Here is a 17,654-nt window from a genome sequence, read left to right as displayed (position 1 = left end):
CGCGATTCGCGCGTCGCCCAGGGGAGGAAACCCGATGACGTTTGATCTTGACCAGGCACTGCGCACCGTCGCACAGCAGGAAGGCTCTGACCTGCACCTGGCCGTGGGCTCGGTGCCGATGATGCGCCACGACGGCCACATCATGCCGCTGCCGGGGGAGCACGAACGGTTCACGCCCGACGAGCTGCGCCGGGTGCTGAGTGGCATGCTCACGCCCGAGCAGCGCGAGGTGCTCGATCGCGAGCTTGAGCTGGACCTCGCGTACTCGGCGCCGGGCATTGCCCGCTTCCGGGTGAACCTCTACTGGCAGCGCGGCTCGATGGGCGGGGCATTCCGCCTCATCCAGAACGAGATCCGCGCCTTGGACGCACTCGGCATGCCGCCGCAGCTCAAGGACTTCGCCTATCTGCCCCGCGGCATGGTGCTGGTTACCGGCCCCACGGGCTCGGGAAAGTCGACCACCCTCGCCTCGCTGATCGACGTGGTGAACCGCGAGCGCGCGAGCCACATCATGACGGTGGAAGACCCGATCGAGTTCCTGCACCGGCACCAGAAGTCGATCGTGAACCAGCGCGAGGTTGGCAGCGACACGCACACGTTCGCCGCGGCCCTCAAGCATGTCTTGCGGCAGGATCCGGATGTCATTCTCGTCGGCGAGCTTCGCGACCTCGAGTCGATCTCGGTCGCGCTCACCGCCGCTGAAACCGGACACCTCGTTTTCGCGACGCTGCACACGGTCGACGCCGCGCAGTCGATCGACCGCATCGTCGATGTCTTCCCGCCCTACCAACAGGGGCAGATCCGCACCCAGCTCGCCGGCAGCCTGCAGGGCGTGCTGTCGCAGACGCTCTTGCGCAAGCGCGGGGGCGGCCGGGTGGTCGCGACTGAGCTCTTGAAGATGACGCCCGCGATCAGCCACCTCGTGCGCGAGGGCAAGTCTCACCAGATCTACTCGATGCTGCAGTCGGGCGGCGAGCAGGGCATGCACACGATGGACCAGTCGCTCGCGGCGCTGGTGCGCGATGGCGTGGTCGACTACAGCGAGGCGCGCGACAAGGCGAGCGACCTGGCGAGCTTTGAGTCGCTCGCGTCTCGGCTCGTCGCCGAGTCCGACCCGGGTGAGCGTGCCGAGACCGATATGGGCCTTGCCTTCGACGACGGCTTCGGCGATTTCATTGCCGACGCGCCAGGCCGGCGGGGACGGGCCTAGGCCATGGCAAGTCCCGCCAGCACGCTCTATGTGTACCGTGCGCGCGGTACCGACGGCAAGGTGGTCAAGGGGCGGCTGCACGCCACGAGCGACGCCGCGGCCGTCGCTGCGGTGCGCGACCAGGGCCTCACCCCGCTGTGGGTGAAAGACAACGACAGCATGGGTCTGAACAAGGACCTGAACATCGAGGCGCTCAAGCGTAAGCCCGGCCTGAAGGACCTCGCGATCTCGTCGAAGCAGCTCTCGGTCATGATCGGTTCCGGCGTGACGCTGCTTCGCGCGCTCGAGATCATTTCGCAGCAGACCGACAACGAGGTGCTCGCCCAGGCGTTCACTGATGTGAAGCGCGAGGTTGAGCAGGGCTCGGCCCTGTCTGCGGCGATGGGTCGGCGGGGCAAGGTGTTCCCGCTCATCATGACCAACCTCGTGCGGGTGGGCGAGACCGGCGGTTTTCTCGACAGCGCGCTCGAGTCGATCGCCAAGAACTTCGAGACCGAGCTCAAGCTGCAACAGAAGGTCAAGGGGGCGATGGCGTACCCCATCGTCGTCATGATCGTCGCAGTGCTCGCGGTCATCGCGATGCTGCTGTTCGTCGTCCCGACGTTTGAGAGCTTGTTTGCGGGGTTCGGGAGCGAGCTTCCAATTCCCACGCAGATTCTCGTCTCGGCGTCGAAGTCCGCCGTGATTTGGGTGCCGATCCTGCTTGTGCTGGTCGCCATTGCCGCCATCTGGTACTCGCGGCACGGCGCCGACGACGACGTGCGCCGAGTGGTGGACACCGCCAAGGTCAAGATGCCGATCTTTGGCTCGTTGTTTCGAAAGGTCGCGATCGCGCGGTTCAGCCGCAATCTCGCCGTGATGCTGCACTCGGGCGTGCCCATGCTGCAGGCGATCGGCCTGGTCGCAAAGGTCTCGAACAACTGGGTGGTCGAGCAGGCGCTGATGGAGGCCGAGGACTCGGTTCGGCACGGCCGACCCTTCGCGCAGCCGCTCGCGCAACACGAGGTGTTCCCGCCGATGGTGACTCAGATGGTCGCCGTGGGCGAGGACTCGGGCGCGCTCGACACGATGCTCACGAGCATCGCCGAGTTCTACGACCGCGAGGTCGAGACCGCGGCTGATCAGCTCACATCGATGATCGAGCCGATCCTGCTCGTGCTTGTCGGCCTCGTCATCGGAGGCATGGTCGTCGCGCTCTACCTGCCGATCTTCACGATGGTAACGGTGATCGGCCAGTCGTAGCGTTACCCACCCGTGATTTTTCGGGTGAGCGGGCCGGGTGAAAATTCGTGACGCGCGGTGCGTTATTGCCAAGCTAGGGCATGCCTGCCCCTAAGCTCGCGAATGTCGGGGGGCACGCACCGTTCCACGATCGTGAACTGTTGGTGCACATACTTACACAGGGGGAACAATCATGCTTGAGCGCATCAAAAACGCACTGCAGGAGCGCAAGCGCGACGACAAGGGCTTCTCGCTCGTCGAGCTCGCCGTCGTCATCGTCATTATCGGTATTTTGGTCGCCATTGCTGTGCCGGTGTTCATGGGTATCCAGGATGGGGCTCGCAAGTCCCAGGTCGAGGCGGCTGCCGCGAATGGTAGCGCGATGGTAGCGGGCCATATTGCCTCTGGTGCCGCAGGCTCTGTCTCGCTTGACTCGCTCAAGACCGGAGACGTCACCTCAGTCACAGTGGCAAACGCGACTGCGCTTGACACCTACTGCGTTACTGCGACCAGTGCGAAGTACACCGCCAAGAAGGGTCCGGCCGCCGGCTGCTCCGGCGTCACTGCGACGACTACTCCGTAGTTCTAGGGTCCCAGACGTCGCACCAAACGGGCGGCCTGACAAGTGTTCAGAGCCGTCCGTTTGGCGCATTCCGTTATCGACTGGGGAAGGAGGTTTGCGGTGGACAGTAAAAGGCAAGCTGCGTCGGACGTCGGCGTCAGTCTCGTAGAGGTCGCCGTCGCGATTATCGTTCTCGGTATCGTCCTCATTGGGCTCTTCCCCCTCGTCGTCAATTCAATTACTCTCGCGGCTCAGAACGCGACTGTCGCGCAGGCCAACAGAGTCGTCTCGGCCGAGCTCGACAGATCGCGCGGGGAGCTGCTCGACACCGACTGTGCGCTAACCACCACGAAGGTGGTTGAGCGTTTTACTGCGACACGGACAGTGTCTTCATGCCCCGCACCGCAGCGGCTCGCAACCGTCACCGTCAGCGTGGTGAAGACAACCGAGCCCGGGAAGACGATTTCGAGCGCGACCACCAAGGTGATCGTGCGCATGGTCGAGAGCACGCCGTGATCACCGCACTCCGGCGTCGCGTTGCGGGCGACCGCGGCTTTAGCCTGGTCGAGCTTGCCGTCTACATCTTGGTGTTCGGCATTCTGATGACTGTAATCACCGCGGTCATCATTACGCTCTTTCGTTCCGAGAAGACGGTGTCTGGTCTCACGAACACCGCGAACGACTCGCAGACGCTCGTGACACAGCTGAACAGGGATGTTCGCAACGCTCGGGCATTCGCGGTGCGCGACGGTGGCCACCGGGTCGTCGCGTCGGTCGCCTCGAGCGCGGCGGGGGCCATTTCCTGGCAGTGCGTCAACTGGGTAGCTACCGGCTCCGGCACGAACTACCGCATCACGCGCAACGGTGTCGCGCTGCTCGATCGCACGCAGCCGAACGGGACCGAGCCGTTCTTTTCCACCGCAGGGCCCTCCGAAATCTCGCGGGGCCAGAGCGGCACACTTACTTTTACCTTCCGCGCGGCGACGAGCGACGAAGGGCTCATTGACGTGTTCGGGTCCATAGGCAACGTCGCCCAGGGCACGACCGCTCCGCTGGAATGCCCGTGATGAGTGAGGGGAGAGCATCATGAATCTGAGTCCACGTCTGCGCGCGCTGCTGCGCAGAGACGACCGCGGTGCGGCGCTGCCGATGGTGCTGCTCGTCTTCTTCCTCGGAGTCGCGCTCATCGCGGTGTTCCTCATCAATATTGTCGGCTCGTCGCACGTGACCGTCGCCAGCAAAAACACGGTGCAGGCTCAGGCCGCAGCCGAGGCGGGCATCGCGGATGCGCTCGCGCGCTCGGTTGACCCCGCGAGCCCCATTTGTTCGCTTGCGACCGCGACGATCGCGGGCACCTCACCGACATATTCCGTCAAGGTCAGCTTCGGCGGCCCGAGCGGATGGTCGACGGCCTGCCCGACGACGACCTCGCAAATGCGCATCGTGTCAACTGGCACTGCATCAGGCACGAAACAGACCATCGAACGGATTCACGCGCTGACGGTGACTCCCGCGACGACATTTGACTACGACACAATGATTTTCAGCGGGAACAGCTGGACGGTCGACGGCAACGGCGACTTTGACGCCCCAGTCGCTGGAAGTCCTGCCGACGTCATGATTCGGTCGGGTGACTTCGACTGCGGGAACGGCGGGGTCATCAAGGGCAGCGTCTACGTCAAGAGCGGAAACGCGACCCTGAGTGGCGCATGCTCAATCGCTGGGAACCTGGAGGTGTCCGGAAATCTCGTGCGTGAGGGAAGTGGCAAGGTCTTTGGGAACGCCATCGTGGGAGGCACGGTTGACCTCTCCGGTGGCACGCTTCCGGCCATCGTCGGTTCGCTGACCCACGGAGGAAAGCTGACGGTTCCAAAGAAGAGCGCCCCGGCATCCTGGGTGGGGGGTGCAATCAACCAGACTCCCGTGACCATCGCGCCCGGCCCCGCATGGCGCAGCCTCAATTACGACAGGTTCGTGGCATCCGGATTCTCAGTGTTGCCATGGGAAGGAGCGTGCGAGGTGAAGTACTCCACGGCACACCCAATGCCTGCCAAGATTTCTGCCATTACACGGCCGACAATCGTCGATGCTCGGGCCTGCCCGACGCTCACCCTGAGGACCGACCTGACAGTGGCCCTGGGAGCAGACCTCGCGATAATTGCGCCGAAGATGGTGCTGGAAGCTTTCACCTTTGCCTCGACAAATGCGACAAGTCGGAACCTCTACGTTGTGTCTTCGAACACAGCGGCAAGCTGTCCGACGACCCGAGTGGACATCGAGGTTTCTGGTGTGAAATTCACCGATAAGCGTGTTGCCGGTCTGCTCTATGCTGAGTGCCGAGTGAAGATGAACAATTGGGGTCCGTACTGGTTTGGTTCGATCTACTCGAACAACATCAGCAGCAAGCCACTACTCACGTTTATCCCTGTTGCCGACCCCGATCGTGTCGGAGGGGGTGGAAGCTCGGTGCCTGGCAGTACCAAGATCGAGCCGACACCGCTCTCGGTGCGCAACATCAGTGCGGCCCCCTAGTGCCGACTACTCTATTCATCTTGGTCGTCGTCGGCGCGGGTGCCTTCGGCCTCCTCATCGGGTCATTCCTCAACGTCGTCATCTGGCGCGTGCCGCGCGGCGAGTCGCTCATGCCCGCGAGCCACTGCCCGCACTGCGATGCGGCGATCCGGCCCTGGCAGAACGTGCCCGTACTCTCGTGGCTCGCGCTGCGCGGTCGATGCGCTGGCTGCCGTGGCAAGATCAGCGCACGCTACCCGCTGGTCGAGCTGGGCACCGGCGTCGCGTTCGCGCTGGTCGCCGCCTGGCTGGTGTGGGCGACAGGGTTTCCGACAGGATCCGGCGCGGAGATCGCGTCGTGGTGGCTCGCGCTCGCCGCCCTGCTCTGGTTCGCGGCCGCGGGCATCGCGCTCGCGGCAATCGACCTCGAACATCGCCGCCTGCCCGACGCCATCGTGTTGCCGAGCCTCGGGGTGGTCACCGTGCTGCTCGTCGTCTCGGCGGCGCTAGCGGGAGACTGGCTGCGCCTCGGCCAGACCCTGGGGGGTGGTGCGGCGCTCTTTGCCGGCTACCTGCTGATCGCGATCGTCTACCCGGCAGGCATGGGCGGCGGCGACGTCAAGCTCGCCCCGCTCGTCGGCGTCGTGCTCGGCTGGGTCGGATGGAGCGCGGTCGTGGTCGGCGCGTTCGCGGGATTCCTGCTCGGTGCGCTGTGGGGAGTGGCGCTGATGCTGCTGCGACGCGGGGGCAGAAAGACGGCGCTGCCGTTCGGTCCATTTATGCTGCTCGGCGCCTGGATTGGGATTGTCGGGGGAGGGGCCGTGGCGAGCTGGTACCTGCGTCTCGTCGGGCTAGGCTGAGCCGAGCTTCGTGGTTCTCGCCGGTACACGGCAGAGTGAATTTCGTGAAGTAACAACAAGGGGGAAACATGGCAGGGAGTGTGATCGGGCTGGATATTTCCAGCCGCGGCCTGCTCGCCGTCGAGATCGAAGATCCGAACGGACGCAAGCCAAAACTGGTGCGCGCCTCCGAGATCGCGCTCGACGAAGGCCACGCGCGCGACACCGAGGTGATCGACATCGCGGCGGTCTCCTCCGCGCTCACCCGCCTCTGGAAGGACGGCAAGTTCAAGAGCAAGCGCGTCGTGCTTGGAGCGGGAAACCAGCGCGTGCTCGTCCGCGAACACACGGCGCCCCGCATGCCGCTCGCCCAGTTGCGTCAGGCGCTGCCGTACCAGGTGCAGGACTTGCTGCCGGTACCCGTCGCCGAGACGATCCTCGACTTCTATCCGATTGAGCCGAGCCCGCAGGCGCCCGAGACTGAGATCCGAGGACTCCTGGTTGCGGCGCTCAAAGATGCGGTGGAGACCAACGTTGCTGCCCTGAGCGACGCTGGACTGTCGGTCGTGCAGGTCGACCTTGCGCCCTTCGCGGGCATTCGCGCGATCACTCAGGCCGCGGTGCCCGCGGGTACGCACACCGTCGTCTCGATCGCGCCGCGCACCACGACCATCAGCGTCATCAAGGATGGCATCCCGCAGTTCGTGCGCATCGTGCCGGCCGGCGGCGAGACCATCACAGACGCCGTGGCCGAGATTTTGAACGCCGATCGTTCGACCTCAGAAAAGGTCAAACGCCACCTCGGCCTGGAGCAGGGGGCGGACCCACGGCATAAGCCCGTCTCGCAGGCCATGCTCGACGCGCTCAAGGGCATCTTCGGATCCATTCGCAGCACGAACGGCTACTACCTCTCCAATTCCACGGACGACGCGGTCGACAGCGTGATCCTGCTCGGCGCGGAGACCGCGCTGCCCGGGTTTGCACGGGCCGTCGTCGAGTACGTCGGGCTGCCGGCCTCAGTCGGTCGCCCGCTCGCGGGGATCACGGTTGGCCCGGACGTGCCGGCGGAACTCATTCAACGACGCGAACTCGACCTCGCTGTCCCGATCGGTCTGGCATTGGGGAACGCATAATGTCCGTACTCAATCGAGCTCGTTCGCGGTCGCAGGTCCTGGAGGGCGCGACCCCCAGGGTCAGCCTGTTGCCGCCCTCGCAGCGCGCCGCGCTCAAGCACGAGAAGACCCTGCCGAAGCTGCTGCTCATGATCGTGGCCAGCGCCGCGGTCGCCGCGCTCATCGCGGGGGCAGGATTTGTCACGGCGATGTTCGCACAACAGCGACTCGATGTGCTCGACGCCGAGTCGAACGCCCTCATCACACAGCTCGCCGAGTTTGGGGAGGTGCAGCAACTGTTGAGCCGCTCGCAGACGCTCACGGCGCTTCGCCAGGAGGCGACGGGTGAAGAGGTCATGTTCATCGACCTGCGCGACGAGATCGCGCTGGGCCTGCCCGAGGGGTCGGCGCTCGTCGGGTTCTCGGCCTCGAACGGCGTCGTCGACCCCGCCGCGGCCGAAGCGCCATCGCTGTGCGGGCCCGGAGCAGCAAAGCTGACGGTCACCATTCGCAGCGCGCAGTTCGCGGCGGCGGCGGACCTGATTGACCGCATGAGTGCGGTCACTGGCTTTGAATGCGCGATGGCGACGTCGAGCACGGTGGATGCGTCCGCACCACCGGCCGAGGGCGAGGAGGCGCTGCCGAGCAGCGTCACCACCATCATCGAACTGACCGTCAATGAAGAGGCACGGTCGACGCGGTTTGCCGCAAAGGAGGCCAACTGATGAGTGCGAAGACACGCCTCTGGGTGCTCGGCGCAGGCGTCGTGAGCGCCGCGCTGATCCTGTTCGGCATTATCGGAGGGCTGCTGCCGCAGCTGGCCATTGCGTCATCGACGGACGACCTGGCCGAGTCGGCCCAGATCCGCAACGACGCGCAGGTCGTGCAGATTCAGATGCTGCAGCAGGCGGAGAAGAATCGGGCGGAGCTCGAGGCAGTGGCGACTGAGTTAAGCGGTTCGCTGCCGGCAACCGTGGCGAGCGCTGAGCTCCTGCGTGAGCTCGAGACGCTGGCGCTTCAGTCTGGGGTGCAGCTGACCTCGGTCACCGCGTCTTCACCCGTTCCGCCGGAGGTCGACCCGGAGGCTGCGGCCGCCGAGGCCGCTGCCGCTGCGGCCGCCGACACCGCCGGCGATGGCGCTGGCGCTGAGGCGGCGAATGCGGCCGAACCGGCGCCCGCACCCGCTGCAGGGCTCACCGCGATCCCGCTGAACGTCGTAGCCGCGGGCGCGCCCGAGGCGCTCGCGAACTTTGCCCGCGCCCTGCAGACCGGGCAACGCCTCATTCTGGTGAAGCAGCTTGACATCGTCGAGGGGTCCGAAGGCGCCTCGACCGCCACGCTCGACGGGCTTATCTTTATCGCCGCGAGCTAGGGCAACGGTCACGACGCGCGCGGGCGGCGCGCTTCGCCCGCGTGCCGGCGCAGCGCCCATTGCCCGAGCGGTAGACTGGGCACTCTTCGATTCGAAAGTTGGTGAGCCTGCATGACCTACGTCATCGCCCTGCCGTGTGTCGATGTAAAGGATCGTGCATGCGTTGATGAGTGCCCGGTCGACTGCATCTACGAGGGCGACCGCATGCTCTACATTCACCCCGACGAGTGCGTCGACTGCGGTGCGTGCGAGCCCGTGTGTCCCGTCGAGGCCATCTACTACGAAGACGACCTGCCCGGCGAGTGGGCCGACTATTACAAGGCCAACGTCGAGTTCTTCGACGAAATCGGTTCGCCTGGTGGTGCTGCCAAGGTCGGCGTGTACACGTTCGACCACCCGGTCGTCGCGGTGCTTCCCCCGCAGGCCGTCTAGGCATGCGCGGGCCGCTCCCCGACTACCCCTGGGACGCGATGGCGCCGTTCTCGGCGCGCGCGGCGCTGCACCCGGGAGGCAAGATCGACCTCTCGATCGGCTCGCCGATCGACCCTTCACCCGACTCGGTGCGACGCGCGCTTGCTGACGCGACCGACGCGCACGCGTACCCCGCGACTGCGGGCAGCCCGCGCCTGCGCGAGGCCATCGCCGAGTGGTACCTGCGCCGTCGAGGCGTGACCGTGGCTCCCGAGGCCACCCTGCCGACGGTCGGCTCGAAAGAGCTCGTCGCGCTGCTGCCGTTCCTTTTGGGCCTCGGCGCCGGAGACACCGTCGTGCACCCCGTGATCGCCTACCCAAGTTATGCCATGGGCGCGGCACTGGCCGGCGCGACCGCTCTGGCCTCGGACGACCCGGCCGAGTGGCCGGAGAGCACGAAGCTCGTCTGGATCAACTCGCCCGGCAACCCCGACGGCCGCGTGCTCGGCGTCGACGCCCTGCGCGCTGCCGTTGCGCGTGCGCGCGAGCTCGGCGCCGTCATCGCCGGCGACGAGTGCTACGCCGAGTTCGGGTGGGACAAGCCGTGGGAGAGCACTCCGATCCCGTCCATCCTTGACCCGCGCGTCGTCGGCGACGACCACACCGATGTGCTCGGCGTGTACTCGCTGAGCAAGCAGTCCAACCTGGCCGGCTACCGCGCGGCGTTCATTGCGGGCGACCCGGCGCTCATCGAGCGGCTGCTTACGGTCCGCAAGCACGCCGGGCTGATGCTGCCCGCGCCGGTGCAGGCGGCGATGATCGCCGCGCTCGGCGACGAGGCGCACGTTGTCGAGCAACGAGAGCGCTACCGTGCCCGCCGTGCGATCCTGCGCCCCGCGCTCGAAGCTGCCGGCTATCGCATCGACGCCAGCGAAGCCGGCCTGTACCTCTGGGTGACCCGCGGCGTGGACGCGTGGGAGGACGTCGCCCACTTCGCCGATCTGGGTATCGTGGTGGGCCCGGGGACGTTCTACGGCGACGGATCGCCGCAGCACGTGCGGTTCTCGACCACTGCGACGGACGCGCACATCGCTGAGGCCGCCCGCCGCATTTCGGGGGAGTAGCGCCGGGCGGATCCTGCCCCGAGTGCGCGTGACGCGACACGCGAGATCACGAAAGTATTTCGATGTGAAGCAAAATATGTGTTCGTCGTGAGCGATTTTGCCGTTCTGTTGTGCGGTTCCCACGATGGTGGAACCGTACAGAAGCGCAGCGGCCCCGCTGTTGGGCTCCGATAATGGCTGCGTGGGTGCAGCGTGTCATCGGGACCGGATATGGTGGAGTGATGGGGCGTCTGCTGCACACAGGAGTCGCGCCTTCCCCCACTCTGTGACGACCTCGCTAGGAGACGCTGTGATCGACTCGACCAAGGGCCTGGGCCAGGCCGCCCTCGGGACCGCGAAGCTCATCGTGCCCGGCGCCACGGCAGAGTTCCCCATCTTGCCCGCTGCTGACGGCCACGCCGCCATCGACGTCAGCACGCTTACCCGCCAGACCGGGCTGACCGCGCTCGACTATGGCTTTGTGAACACCGCCTCGACGAAGTCGGCGATCACCTATATTGATGGCGACCAGGGAATCCTGCGCTACCGCGGCTACCCGATCGACGAGCTCGCGAAGGGCTCGACCTTCCTCGAGGTCGCTTACTTGCTGATCTACGGCGAGCTCCCGACGCCGACCGAGCTCGAGGCCTTTGACAGCAGGATTCGCCACCACACCCTCCTGCACGAGGACATGAAGTACTACTTCGAGGGCCTGCCGCACACCGCGCACCCCATGGCCGTGCTCTCGGGCGGCCTGCAGGCGCTGTCGACCTTCTACGAAGGCTCGCTCGACGCCGATAGCCCCGAGGGCATCGAGGAAAACACGATACGCCTGCTCGCGAAGCTGCCGGTGATCGCTGCCTACGCGCACAAGAAGTCGATTGGGCAGGCCTTCCTGTACCCCGACAACAACCTGAGCTTCGTCGAGAACTTCCTGCGCCTGAACTTCGGCAACAAGGCCGAGAAGTACGAGCTCAGCCCCACGCTCGTGAAGGCGCTCGACCAGCTCTTGATCCTGCACGCCGACCACGAGCAGAACGCGTCGACGTCGACCGTCCGCCTCGTCGGTTCGACCGGAGCGAACATGTTCTCGTCGGTCTCGGCCGGCATCAACGCGCTCTCGGGCCCGCTGCACGGCGGCGCCAACGAGGCGGTGCTTGACATGCTCGCGCAGATTCGAGACTCGGGCCAGGGCGTACACGCGTTCGTCGAACGGGTCAAGAACAAGGAGGCGGGGGTGAAGCTCATGGGCTTCGGCCACCGCGTCTACAAGAACTACGACCCGCGTGCCCGCATCGTGAAGGACAGCGCGCACAGCGTGCTGGCCGAGCTCGGCGTCAACGACCCGCTGCTCGACCTGGCACAAGAGCTCGAGCAGATCGCGCTCAGCGACCCGTACTTCCAAGAGCGTCGTTTGTACCCGAACGTCGACTTCTACACCGGCGTGATCTACAAGGCCATGGGCTTCCCGACCCGCATGTTCACCGTGCTGTTCGCGATCGGGCGCCTGCCCGGCTGGCTCGCGCACTGGCGCGAGGCGCGTGGCGACGGCCAGACGAAGATCGGTCGACCGCAGCAGCTGTACGTCGGCGCGGGCGAGCGTCACCTGAACCGCTAAGTTTCTGCACTACGCAATTGGCCGGCCTCCGCACACGCGGGGCCGGCCAATTGCGTAGTACACGGCGGCAGGATCCTGTTGGTGCGAGACCGGGCAGGATCCTGCCGAGGGACTTACGCGTGCAGCGCCGCGTTCAGCACGATGCCGTGGCCGGTGCGCGGGAGCGCCTCGACCGCGCCCGTGGCGGAGTTGCGGCGGAAGAGCAGCTGGGGCACGCCCGAGAGCTCGACGGCTTTGACCGCGACCGGCTCGCCGGCTGAGGCGTCGGTGCCGTGGGGCAGCAGGACCTTCGTGCCGGCCGTGACGTAGAGCCCAGCCTCGACGACCGAGTCGTCACCGATCGAGATGCCGATACCCGAGTTTGCGCCGAGCAGCGCGCGCTCGCCGACCGAGATCTTCTGCGTGCCGCCGCCCGACAGGGTGCCCATGATCGAGGCGCCACCGCCGATGTCCGCGCCGTCGCCGACGACGACGCCCTGCGAAATGCGTCCCTCGACCATGGAAGCGCCGAGCGTACCGGCGTTGAAGTTCACGAAACCCTCGTGCATCACGGTCGTGCCCGGGGCGAGGTGCGCGCCGAGGCGGACGCGCGAGGCGTCGGCGATGCGGACGCCCTTCGGGATCAGGTAGTCAGTGAGGCGCGGGAACTTGTCCACGCCCATCGCGACGATGCCGGCGCGGCGAAGCAGGGGGCGCAGGCGCTCGAAGTCTCCGGGCTCGACGGGGCCGGCGTTCGTCCAGACGATGTTCGGCAGCGCGCCGAAGATCCCATCGAGGTTGATGCTGTTCGGCGCAACGAGGCAGTGCGAGAGCAGGTGCAGGCGCAGGTAAGCGTCCGAGGTGCCCGCGGGTGCGGCGTCGAGGTCGATCTCGATGGTCACGACCTCGACGGTGACGCCGCGGCGCTCATCGGGGCCGGCAAGGGCGTCGATGTCGGCGGGGAAAATCCACGGGTCGATCGCGCCGGGGCGCGCGCCCAGCTTCGGCTCGGGGTACCAGGTGTCGAGGACGGTCCCGTCGGAGGTGTGCGTGGCGAGGCCGTAGCCCCAGGCGAGGCGCTGCTGTGTCGTCATACCTTCGAGGATACCGACCCCGCGCTCTAAGCTTGATGGGTGAGCGAACCCGTAACCCCCATCCTTGATCCGTCAGCTGGCCCCCTAGCACTCACGCGGCAGCTCTGCGACATCCCCTCGGTGTCGGGCGACGAACGCCAGATCGCCGACGCCGTCGTGGCGCTGCTGGCGCACGCGGCGCACCTCACGGTTGATCGCGACGGCGACACGATCGTCGCCCGGACGAACCTCGGGCGCGCCCAGCGGGTCGCGATTGCGGGCCACCTCGACACGGTGCCGATCAACGACAACCTGCCCGTGCAGGATCGCACCGACGCCGAAACCGGCGAGGCCGTCATCTGGGGCCGCGGCACCGTCGACATGAAGGCCGGTGTCGCGGTGCAGCTGGCGCTCGCGCTCGAGCTCACCGAGCCCGCCGTAGACCTGACCTGGATTTGGTACGACCACGAGGAAGTCGCCTCCGACCTGAACGGACTGGGGCGGACCCTCCGGGCGCGCCCCGAGCTGTTCGCGGCGGACTTCGCCATCCTGGGCGAGCCGTCGAACGGCACGATCGAGGGCGGCTGCAACGGCACCCTACGCGCCCGCGTGAGCGTGCATGGGCGGCGCGCGCACTCCGCGCGCAGCTGGATGGGCATCAACGCCATCCAGGGCGCCGCCCCGCTGCTCGCGAAGCTTGCCGCGTATGAGGCCGAGCGTGTGATGGTCGACGGCCTTGAATATCGCGAGGGTCTGAACGCGGTGCGCATTGAGGGCGGGGTTGCCGGCAACGTGATCCCTGACCGCTGCACGATCGAGGTCAACTATCGGTTCGCACCGAGCCGCAGCCCCGAGGAGGCCGTCGCGTTCGTGCGCGAGTTCTTCGCGGACGCTGATGAGGTCGAGATCGTGGACCTCGCTCCGGGCGCCCGCCCGGGCCTCGACGCGCCCCTCGCGCGCCGCTTTGTCGAAGCCGTGGGGCACGAGCCCCAGGCGAAGGTCGGCTGGACTGACGTCGCGCGCTTTTCCGAGCTCGGCATCCCTGCGGTGAACTTTGGTCCGGGTAACCCATCGCTCGCTCACGCGGACGAGGAACAGGTGCCCGTCGCGCAGATCGAGTTCGTCGAGCGGGCGCTGCGGGCCTGGCTGAGTGGCGCGGCGTAGACCGATGCCGAACGGTCGCTTCGGCCAAACCCCAGGTGAATTATTGGCACTTTGACTGTCATTCTGGGTGACCCGATTTTTGCGGGCGCGGTTTCTCCGAGATAATGGGAAGGAACGACCCGAAGATGAAGTCGAGGAGGCGTCATGGCTGCAATGAAACCGAGGACCGGCGACGGACCAATGGAAGCGGTACGCGAAGGGCGCGTGATCGTCGTCCGAGTGCCACTCGAGGGCGGCGGCCGTCTCGTGGTTTCGGTCAACGATGACGAAGCAAAAGAGCTGCGCGACGCCCTTGCTGGCGCCGTAAACTAGTCGAAACGAGCGCCGCATGGAGCCGGGCGAGACCCGGCACTCAGCGCACAACAGTTGGGCCCCCGCGATTTCTCGCGGGGGCCCAACTGCGTTTCTGCGCGCGTCGCGCTAGCCGATGCGCGTGAGCGTGAGCAGGCCGTCACCCGCGGGCGAGAGCACGGGGAGGATGGCGGGAGAGTCGACGACCGCGCTCAGCAGGGCGCGGAAGTCTGCCGTGAGACCGTCGCGTGCGGCGGGGTCGGGAACCCGCCCGCGCCACAGCGCGTTTGGGATCACGATGGTGCCGCCGAGACGCACGATCGTGAGGGCGCGCTCGAGATACTCGAGGAGCGCCTCGGGGTTCGCATCGATCAGCACGAGGTCATAGGAACCGAGGTTCATGCGGGGAAGCACCTGGGCCGCGTCGCCCGTGATGAGGCGGGTGCGTGCGGCGGGGATCCCGGCCTCCGCGAACACAGCCTTCGCCTGGCGCTGGTACTCCGCCTCGATATCGAGCGTCGTCAGCGTTGCCTCGGGGGAGTGCCGCAAGAGCGCAAGCCCGCTCGCCCCAACGCCGGTACCGATCTCGCAGATGCTCTGCGCACCCGTCAGTACGGTGAGGCTGGAGAGGTGCGCGGCGACCGAGCGGCTGACGGGCTCGATCCCGAGCTCAAGCGAGAGCCGGCGCGCGCGCACCTGGGACTCGGTTTCCACGGGGAACTGCTCCGCGTATTGCCAATTGCGTTCGAGCTTGCTCACTGTGCCTCCACATTCACCGCGCGCGCGGCCCGCGAGCGTCTGTTCCAGAGTAGGGGTTCGCGGGCGAAAGACTGGCCAGGCGTGCCGCGCGCGAGGCACTCGTTCGCCGTGTGGCTCAGTGTGATCGCGCCTGTTTTGCCGGTACGCTTGACCCCGTGGGCCTGACCATCGACAAACTCCTCGTGATCCTCGTGATTGCGCTATTCGTGCTGGGCCCCGAACGACTGCCTGTCTATGCGCAAAAACTCGGCGAGCTCGTGCGCGGCCTGCGGAAGATGGCCTCGGGCGCGAAGGATCGCATGCGCGACGAGATGGGCCCCGAGTTTGACGAGGTCGATTGGAAACAGCTCGACCCGCGCCAGTACGACCCGCGCCGTATTATTCGCGATGCGCTACTGGAAGACGAAAACACTCCTGAGGCGCGCCGTGCTCGTGCGGCCGCAACGTCTCGGTCGCGCCGGATTGGCGGGGAGGCGGCTGCTGGTGCTGCGGCCGCCGCCGCCGGTGTCGCCGGCGCTGCTGGTGCCGCTGGTGTGGCCGATCTGGCAGGATCCGGCCCCGCGGACGTGAACGCGATCGGCAGCGAAACGGGCGACGAAATGACTGAATCCAAAACGTTCCACTTCGACGAAGAAGCGACGTGACCGAAGCGTGCTCGGACGCGCTCGCGCGTGCGGAACGGCGTATTGCCGAAGTAACCGGTGCGATTGATGCGCACGCAATCGTCGCCGAATGGTACCCCGACGGCCGCATTCGCAGCGTGAATGACCAGTTCTGCGAGGCGTTGCAGTATGCCCGCGAGGAGCTCATCGGGCGCCACTTTGGCGACTTCGTCACGGTGGCCGACCCGAGCGTCGGGGTCCAGGGCGTCGTGGAGACGCTCCGGTCTGGCGCTCCCTGGCGCGGAGAGATTCGCCTGGGCGTCCGTGACGGAAGCGAATTCTGGGCGGCGTCGACGGTCGTGGCGGTTCGTGACGATTCCGGCGCGGTCGAGTACTGCATTGGGCTGTGGAATGACATCACCGAGCTGAAGCGCGCCGAGGCCGTCGCGCACCGGCTCGCGTTTTTCGAGCCCGTGACCGGCCTGCCGAACCGGCGCGGGCTCATCGACGATGTGCTGCCGCGAGTCGCCGCCTCTGCGGTCGCCCGTGACGTCAACGAGGCGCTCGTCGTGATCGGGCTCGACAACTTTCGCGAGATCAATGACGCATTGGGGTACGAGCAGGGCGATGAGCTGCTGCGCCAGGTGAGCCAGCGGCTGTTGACTGCGCACCCCGACATTGCCGCGGTCGCCCGCACTGGAGAGCACGAGTTCTGCCTGGTCCTGAACGAACTCAGCAGCGAGGCGGGGCTTGCCGAGGCAGAGGCCGAGGTGATCATGCGCATGATTCGGCGGGAGCTGATTCGCTCGGACAATGCGAGCGAGCTCGGGGCGACCTCAGAGTTCAGTGCCGGAATCGCGATCTGTGGTCGAGCCGGCGAGGCGGCGCACCAGACGCTTGAACGCGCCGAGATCGCGATGCACCGGGCCAAAGACCACGGGATGAATCAGACTCGCGTGTTCCTCCCCGAGATTCACTCCGAGATGGTTGCCCGCCTCGAGTTGCTCGCCGACCTCCGCCAGGCGGTGCGTCGGAATGAGCTACGGCTGTTCTTCCAGCCCATCGTTGACGAGACGGCTCTCGTCTCGGGGTACGAGTGCCTCGTTCGCTGGTTCCATCCCACGCGCGGCCTCGTCATGCCGGATCAGTTCATCCCGATTGCCGATCAGACCGGTTTAATTCACTCCATCGGTGACTGGGTGCTGCGGCGCGCCTGTGAGCAGATCGCCGAGTGGGGCAAGGATCCGGCGTTCGCGCACCTCTCGTTGTCGGTGAACGTGAGCGCCCGCCAGTTCAAAGATCAAAACTTCGCAAATCGCGTGTTCAAAATCGTGCGTCAGACGGGCGCCGATCCGCACCGGCTGCGCATCGAACTCACGGAGAGCATGTTCCATGACGATTTGGAGGAGTCAGTGCAGCGCATCGACGGCCTCCGCCGAGCAGGGATCCGGTTCGCGCTCGATGACTTCGGCACGGGCTACTCATCGCTCGAGTACCTCAGTCGGTTGCCCGTGCAGCAACTGAAGATAGATCGTTCGTTCGTAGGCGGAATTGGTGAGGAGCCAGGCGACGCGGCGATCGTGTTGATGATTCTCGGGCTGGCGCGCACGCTCGGTCTGCAGACTGTGGCGGAGGGGATCGAGACCGAAGCCCAGTTCGATTTCTTGCGCGAACACGGGTGTAGCTCGTTCCAGGGGTACTTCTTTGGTCGGCCGGAGCCGTTGCAGGCAGCGTAGCGTTTATTCGGAATAATATTCGAGAAGATTCGCGACACTCTATCGAATATCTGTACTATTCGTGAGAGAATAGGGTATGTCCCGCAGCGCA

19 protein-coding genes are annotated in these 17,654 nt (G+C 66.1%); 17 read left to right on the top strand and 2 right to left on the bottom strand.

Going from position 1 to position 17,654, the window contains the following annotated elements; genetic code table 11:
• Positions 1–34 precede the first annotated feature (34 nt).
• The 13 genes from KOE53_RS02610 (at position 35) to KOE53_RS02550 (ending at position 11,959) form a co-directional block, all read left to right on the top strand.
• Entirely contained in the window at positions 35–1,210 is a 1,176-nt protein-coding gene (locus KOE53_RS02610; protein WP_188044013.1) for a type IV pilus twitching motility protein PilT, read from the top strand.
• A 3-nt stretch (positions 1,211–1,213) separates the two neighbouring features.
• Positions 1,214–2,452 (top strand): type II secretion system F family protein, encoded by a 1,239-nt coding sequence (locus tag KOE53_RS02605; protein ID WP_188057248.1) that lies wholly within the window; start codon positions 1,214–1,216, stop codon positions 2,450–2,452.
• Positions 2,453–2,624: 172 nt separating this feature from the next.
• Complete coding sequence (locus KOE53_RS13680; RefSeq protein WP_188057247.1) at positions 2,625–3,014, top strand: prepilin-type N-terminal cleavage/methylation domain-containing protein; 390 nt, start codon at positions 2,625–2,627, stop codon at positions 3,012–3,014.
• A gap of 99 nt (positions 3,015–3,113) precedes the next feature.
• On the top strand, positions 3,114–3,509 hold the full coding sequence (locus KOE53_RS02595) for a type IV pilus modification PilV family protein (protein WP_188057246.1): 396 nt from the start codon (positions 3,114–3,116) through the stop codon (positions 3,507–3,509).
• Positions 3,506–4,060 (top strand): PulJ/GspJ family protein, encoded by a 555-nt coding sequence (locus tag KOE53_RS02590; RefSeq protein WP_188057245.1) that lies wholly within the window; start codon positions 3,506–3,508, stop codon positions 4,058–4,060. The genes KOE53_RS02595 and KOE53_RS02590 overlap by 4 nt, the downstream gene beginning before the upstream one ends.
• 19 nt (positions 4,061–4,079) lie before the next feature.
• Positions 4,080–5,525 carry a bactofilin family protein gene (locus tag KOE53_RS02585; protein ID WP_188057244.1) on the top strand — a complete coding sequence of 482 codons (1,446 nt, stop codon included), beginning with the start codon at positions 4,080–4,082 and terminating at the stop codon, positions 5,523–5,525.
• Positions 5,525–6,364 (top strand): prepilin peptidase, encoded by an 840-nt coding sequence (locus tag KOE53_RS02580; RefSeq protein ID WP_353055561.1) that lies wholly within the window; start codon positions 5,525–5,527, stop codon positions 6,362–6,364. Before KOE53_RS02585 ends, KOE53_RS02580 begins: the two co-directional genes overlap by 1 nt.
• Positions 6,365–6,432: 68 nt before the next feature.
• Positions 6,433–7,476 (top strand): type IV pilus assembly protein PilM, encoded by a 1,044-nt coding sequence (gene pilM, locus KOE53_RS02575; protein WP_188057243.1) that lies wholly within the window; start codon positions 6,433–6,435, stop codon positions 7,474–7,476.
• Entirely contained in the window at positions 7,476–8,180 is a 705-nt protein-coding gene (locus tag KOE53_RS02570; protein ID WP_188057242.1) for a PilN family protein, read from the top strand. The genes pilM and KOE53_RS02570 overlap by 1 nt, the downstream gene beginning before the upstream one ends.
• Complete coding sequence (locus tag KOE53_RS02565) at positions 8,180–8,827, top strand: GspMb/PilO family protein (protein ID WP_188044005.1); 648 nt, start codon at positions 8,180–8,182, stop codon at positions 8,825–8,827. Before KOE53_RS02570 ends, KOE53_RS02565 begins: the two co-directional genes overlap by 1 nt.
• A 111-nt stretch (positions 8,828–8,938) precedes the next feature.
• On the top strand, positions 8,939–9,259 hold the full coding sequence (gene fdxA, locus KOE53_RS02560) for a ferredoxin (RefSeq protein ID WP_188044004.1): 321 nt from the start codon (positions 8,939–8,941) through the stop codon (positions 9,257–9,259).
• A gap of 2 nt (positions 9,260–9,261) precedes the next feature.
• Entirely contained in the window at positions 9,262–10,362 is a 1,101-nt protein-coding gene (gene dapC / locus KOE53_RS02555; protein ID WP_188057241.1) for a succinyldiaminopimelate transaminase, read from the top strand.
• A gap of 289 nt (positions 10,363–10,651) precedes the next feature.
• Positions 10,652–11,959 carry a citrate synthase gene (locus KOE53_RS02550; RefSeq protein WP_188044002.1) on the top strand — a complete coding sequence of 436 codons (1,308 nt, stop codon included), beginning with the start codon at positions 10,652–10,654 and terminating at the stop codon, positions 11,957–11,959.
• A gap of 113 nt (positions 11,960–12,072) precedes the next feature.
• Here KOE53_RS02550 and dapD read toward each other — a convergent pair whose 3' ends face one another.
• A complete protein-coding gene (gene dapD, locus KOE53_RS02545) occupies positions 12,073–13,032 on the bottom strand; it encodes a 2,3,4,5-tetrahydropyridine-2,6-dicarboxylate N-succinyltransferase (protein WP_188044001.1) in 960 nt (319 codons plus the stop codon).
• A gap of 39 nt (positions 13,033–13,071) precedes the next feature.
• Between dapD and dapE the strand changes: the two genes are divergently transcribed.
• Both dapE and KOE53_RS02535 read left to right on the top strand, forming a co-directional pair.
• Positions 13,072–14,175 carry a succinyl-diaminopimelate desuccinylase gene (dapE, locus tag KOE53_RS02540; RefSeq protein WP_353055560.1) on the top strand — a complete coding sequence of 368 codons (1,104 nt, stop codon included), beginning with the start codon at positions 13,072–13,074 and terminating at the stop codon, positions 14,173–14,175.
• Between the two features lie 144 nt (positions 14,176–14,319).
• Entirely contained in the window at positions 14,320–14,487 is a 168-nt protein-coding gene (locus KOE53_RS02535) for a DUF3117 domain-containing protein (protein WP_188044000.1), read from the top strand.
• 108 nt (positions 14,488–14,595) lie between these two features.
• Here the strand turns inward: KOE53_RS02535 and KOE53_RS02530 are convergent, their stop codons facing one another.
• The gene (locus KOE53_RS02530; RefSeq protein WP_188043999.1) at positions 14,596–15,225 is read right to left on the bottom strand and encodes an O-methyltransferase; all 630 of its coding nucleotides are present in this window, start codon (positions 15,223–15,225) and stop codon (positions 14,596–14,598) included.
• Positions 15,226–15,380: 155 nt separating this feature from the next.
• Between KOE53_RS02530 and KOE53_RS13915 the strand changes: the two genes are divergently transcribed.
• Together KOE53_RS13915 and KOE53_RS13770 are read left to right on the top strand one after the other, a co-directional pair.
• Entirely contained in the window at positions 15,381–15,869 is a 489-nt protein-coding gene (locus tag KOE53_RS13915) for a twin-arginine translocase TatA/TatE family subunit (RefSeq protein WP_188057240.1), read from the top strand.
• The gene (locus KOE53_RS13770) at positions 15,866–17,563 is read left to right on the top strand and encodes a putative bifunctional diguanylate cyclase/phosphodiesterase (RefSeq protein WP_188057239.1); all 1,698 of its coding nucleotides are present in this window, start codon (positions 15,866–15,868) and stop codon (positions 17,561–17,563) included. Before KOE53_RS13915 ends, KOE53_RS13770 begins: the two co-directional genes overlap by 4 nt.
• The last annotated feature ends 91 nt before the right edge of the window (positions 17,564–17,654 follow it).

The sequence above is a fragment of the Leucobacter sp. CX87 genome (assembly GCF_018682295.1).
GTDB lineage: Bacteria > Actinomycetota > Actinomycetes > Actinomycetales > Microbacteriaceae > Cx-87.
This window is presented reverse-complemented; position numbering and strand designations above follow the sequence as displayed.

Bases quoted from the DNA above. Each gene is read 5' to 3' on its own strand.
- KOE53_RS02610 (WP_188044013.1), top strand. From the start codon at position 35: ATGACGTTTGATCTTGACCAGGCACTGCGCACCGTCGCACAGCAGGAA.
- KOE53_RS02605 (WP_188057248.1), top strand. From the start codon at position 1,214: ATGGCAAGTCCCGCCAGCACGCTCTATGTGTACCGTGCGCGCGGTACC.
- KOE53_RS13680 (WP_188057247.1), top strand. From the start codon at position 2,625: ATGCTTGAGCGCATCAAAAACGCACTGCAGGAGCGCAAGCGCGACGAC.
- KOE53_RS02585 (WP_188057244.1), top strand. From the start codon at position 4,080: ATGAATCTGAGTCCACGTCTGCGCGCGCTGCTGCGCAGAGACGACCGC.
- pilM (WP_188057243.1), top strand. From the start codon at position 6,433: ATGGCAGGGAGTGTGATCGGGCTGGATATTTCCAGCCGCGGCCTGCTC.
- KOE53_RS02570 (WP_188057242.1), top strand. From the start codon at position 7,476: ATGTCCGTACTCAATCGAGCTCGTTCGCGGTCGCAGGTCCTGGAGGGC.
- KOE53_RS02565 (WP_188044005.1), top strand. From the start codon at position 8,180: ATGAGTGCGAAGACACGCCTCTGGGTGCTCGGCGCAGGCGTCGTGAGC.
- fdxA (WP_188044004.1), top strand. From the start codon at position 8,939: ATGACCTACGTCATCGCCCTGCCGTGTGTCGATGTAAAGGATCGTGCA.
- dapC (WP_188057241.1), top strand. From the start codon at position 9,262: ATGCGCGGGCCGCTCCCCGACTACCCCTGGGACGCGATGGCGCCGTTC.
- dapD (WP_188044001.1), bottom strand. From the start codon at position 13,032: ATGACGACACAGCAGCGCCTCGCCTGGGGCTACGGCCTCGCCACGCAC.
- KOE53_RS02535 (WP_188044000.1), top strand. From the start codon at position 14,320: ATGGCTGCAATGAAACCGAGGACCGGCGACGGACCAATGGAAGCGGTA.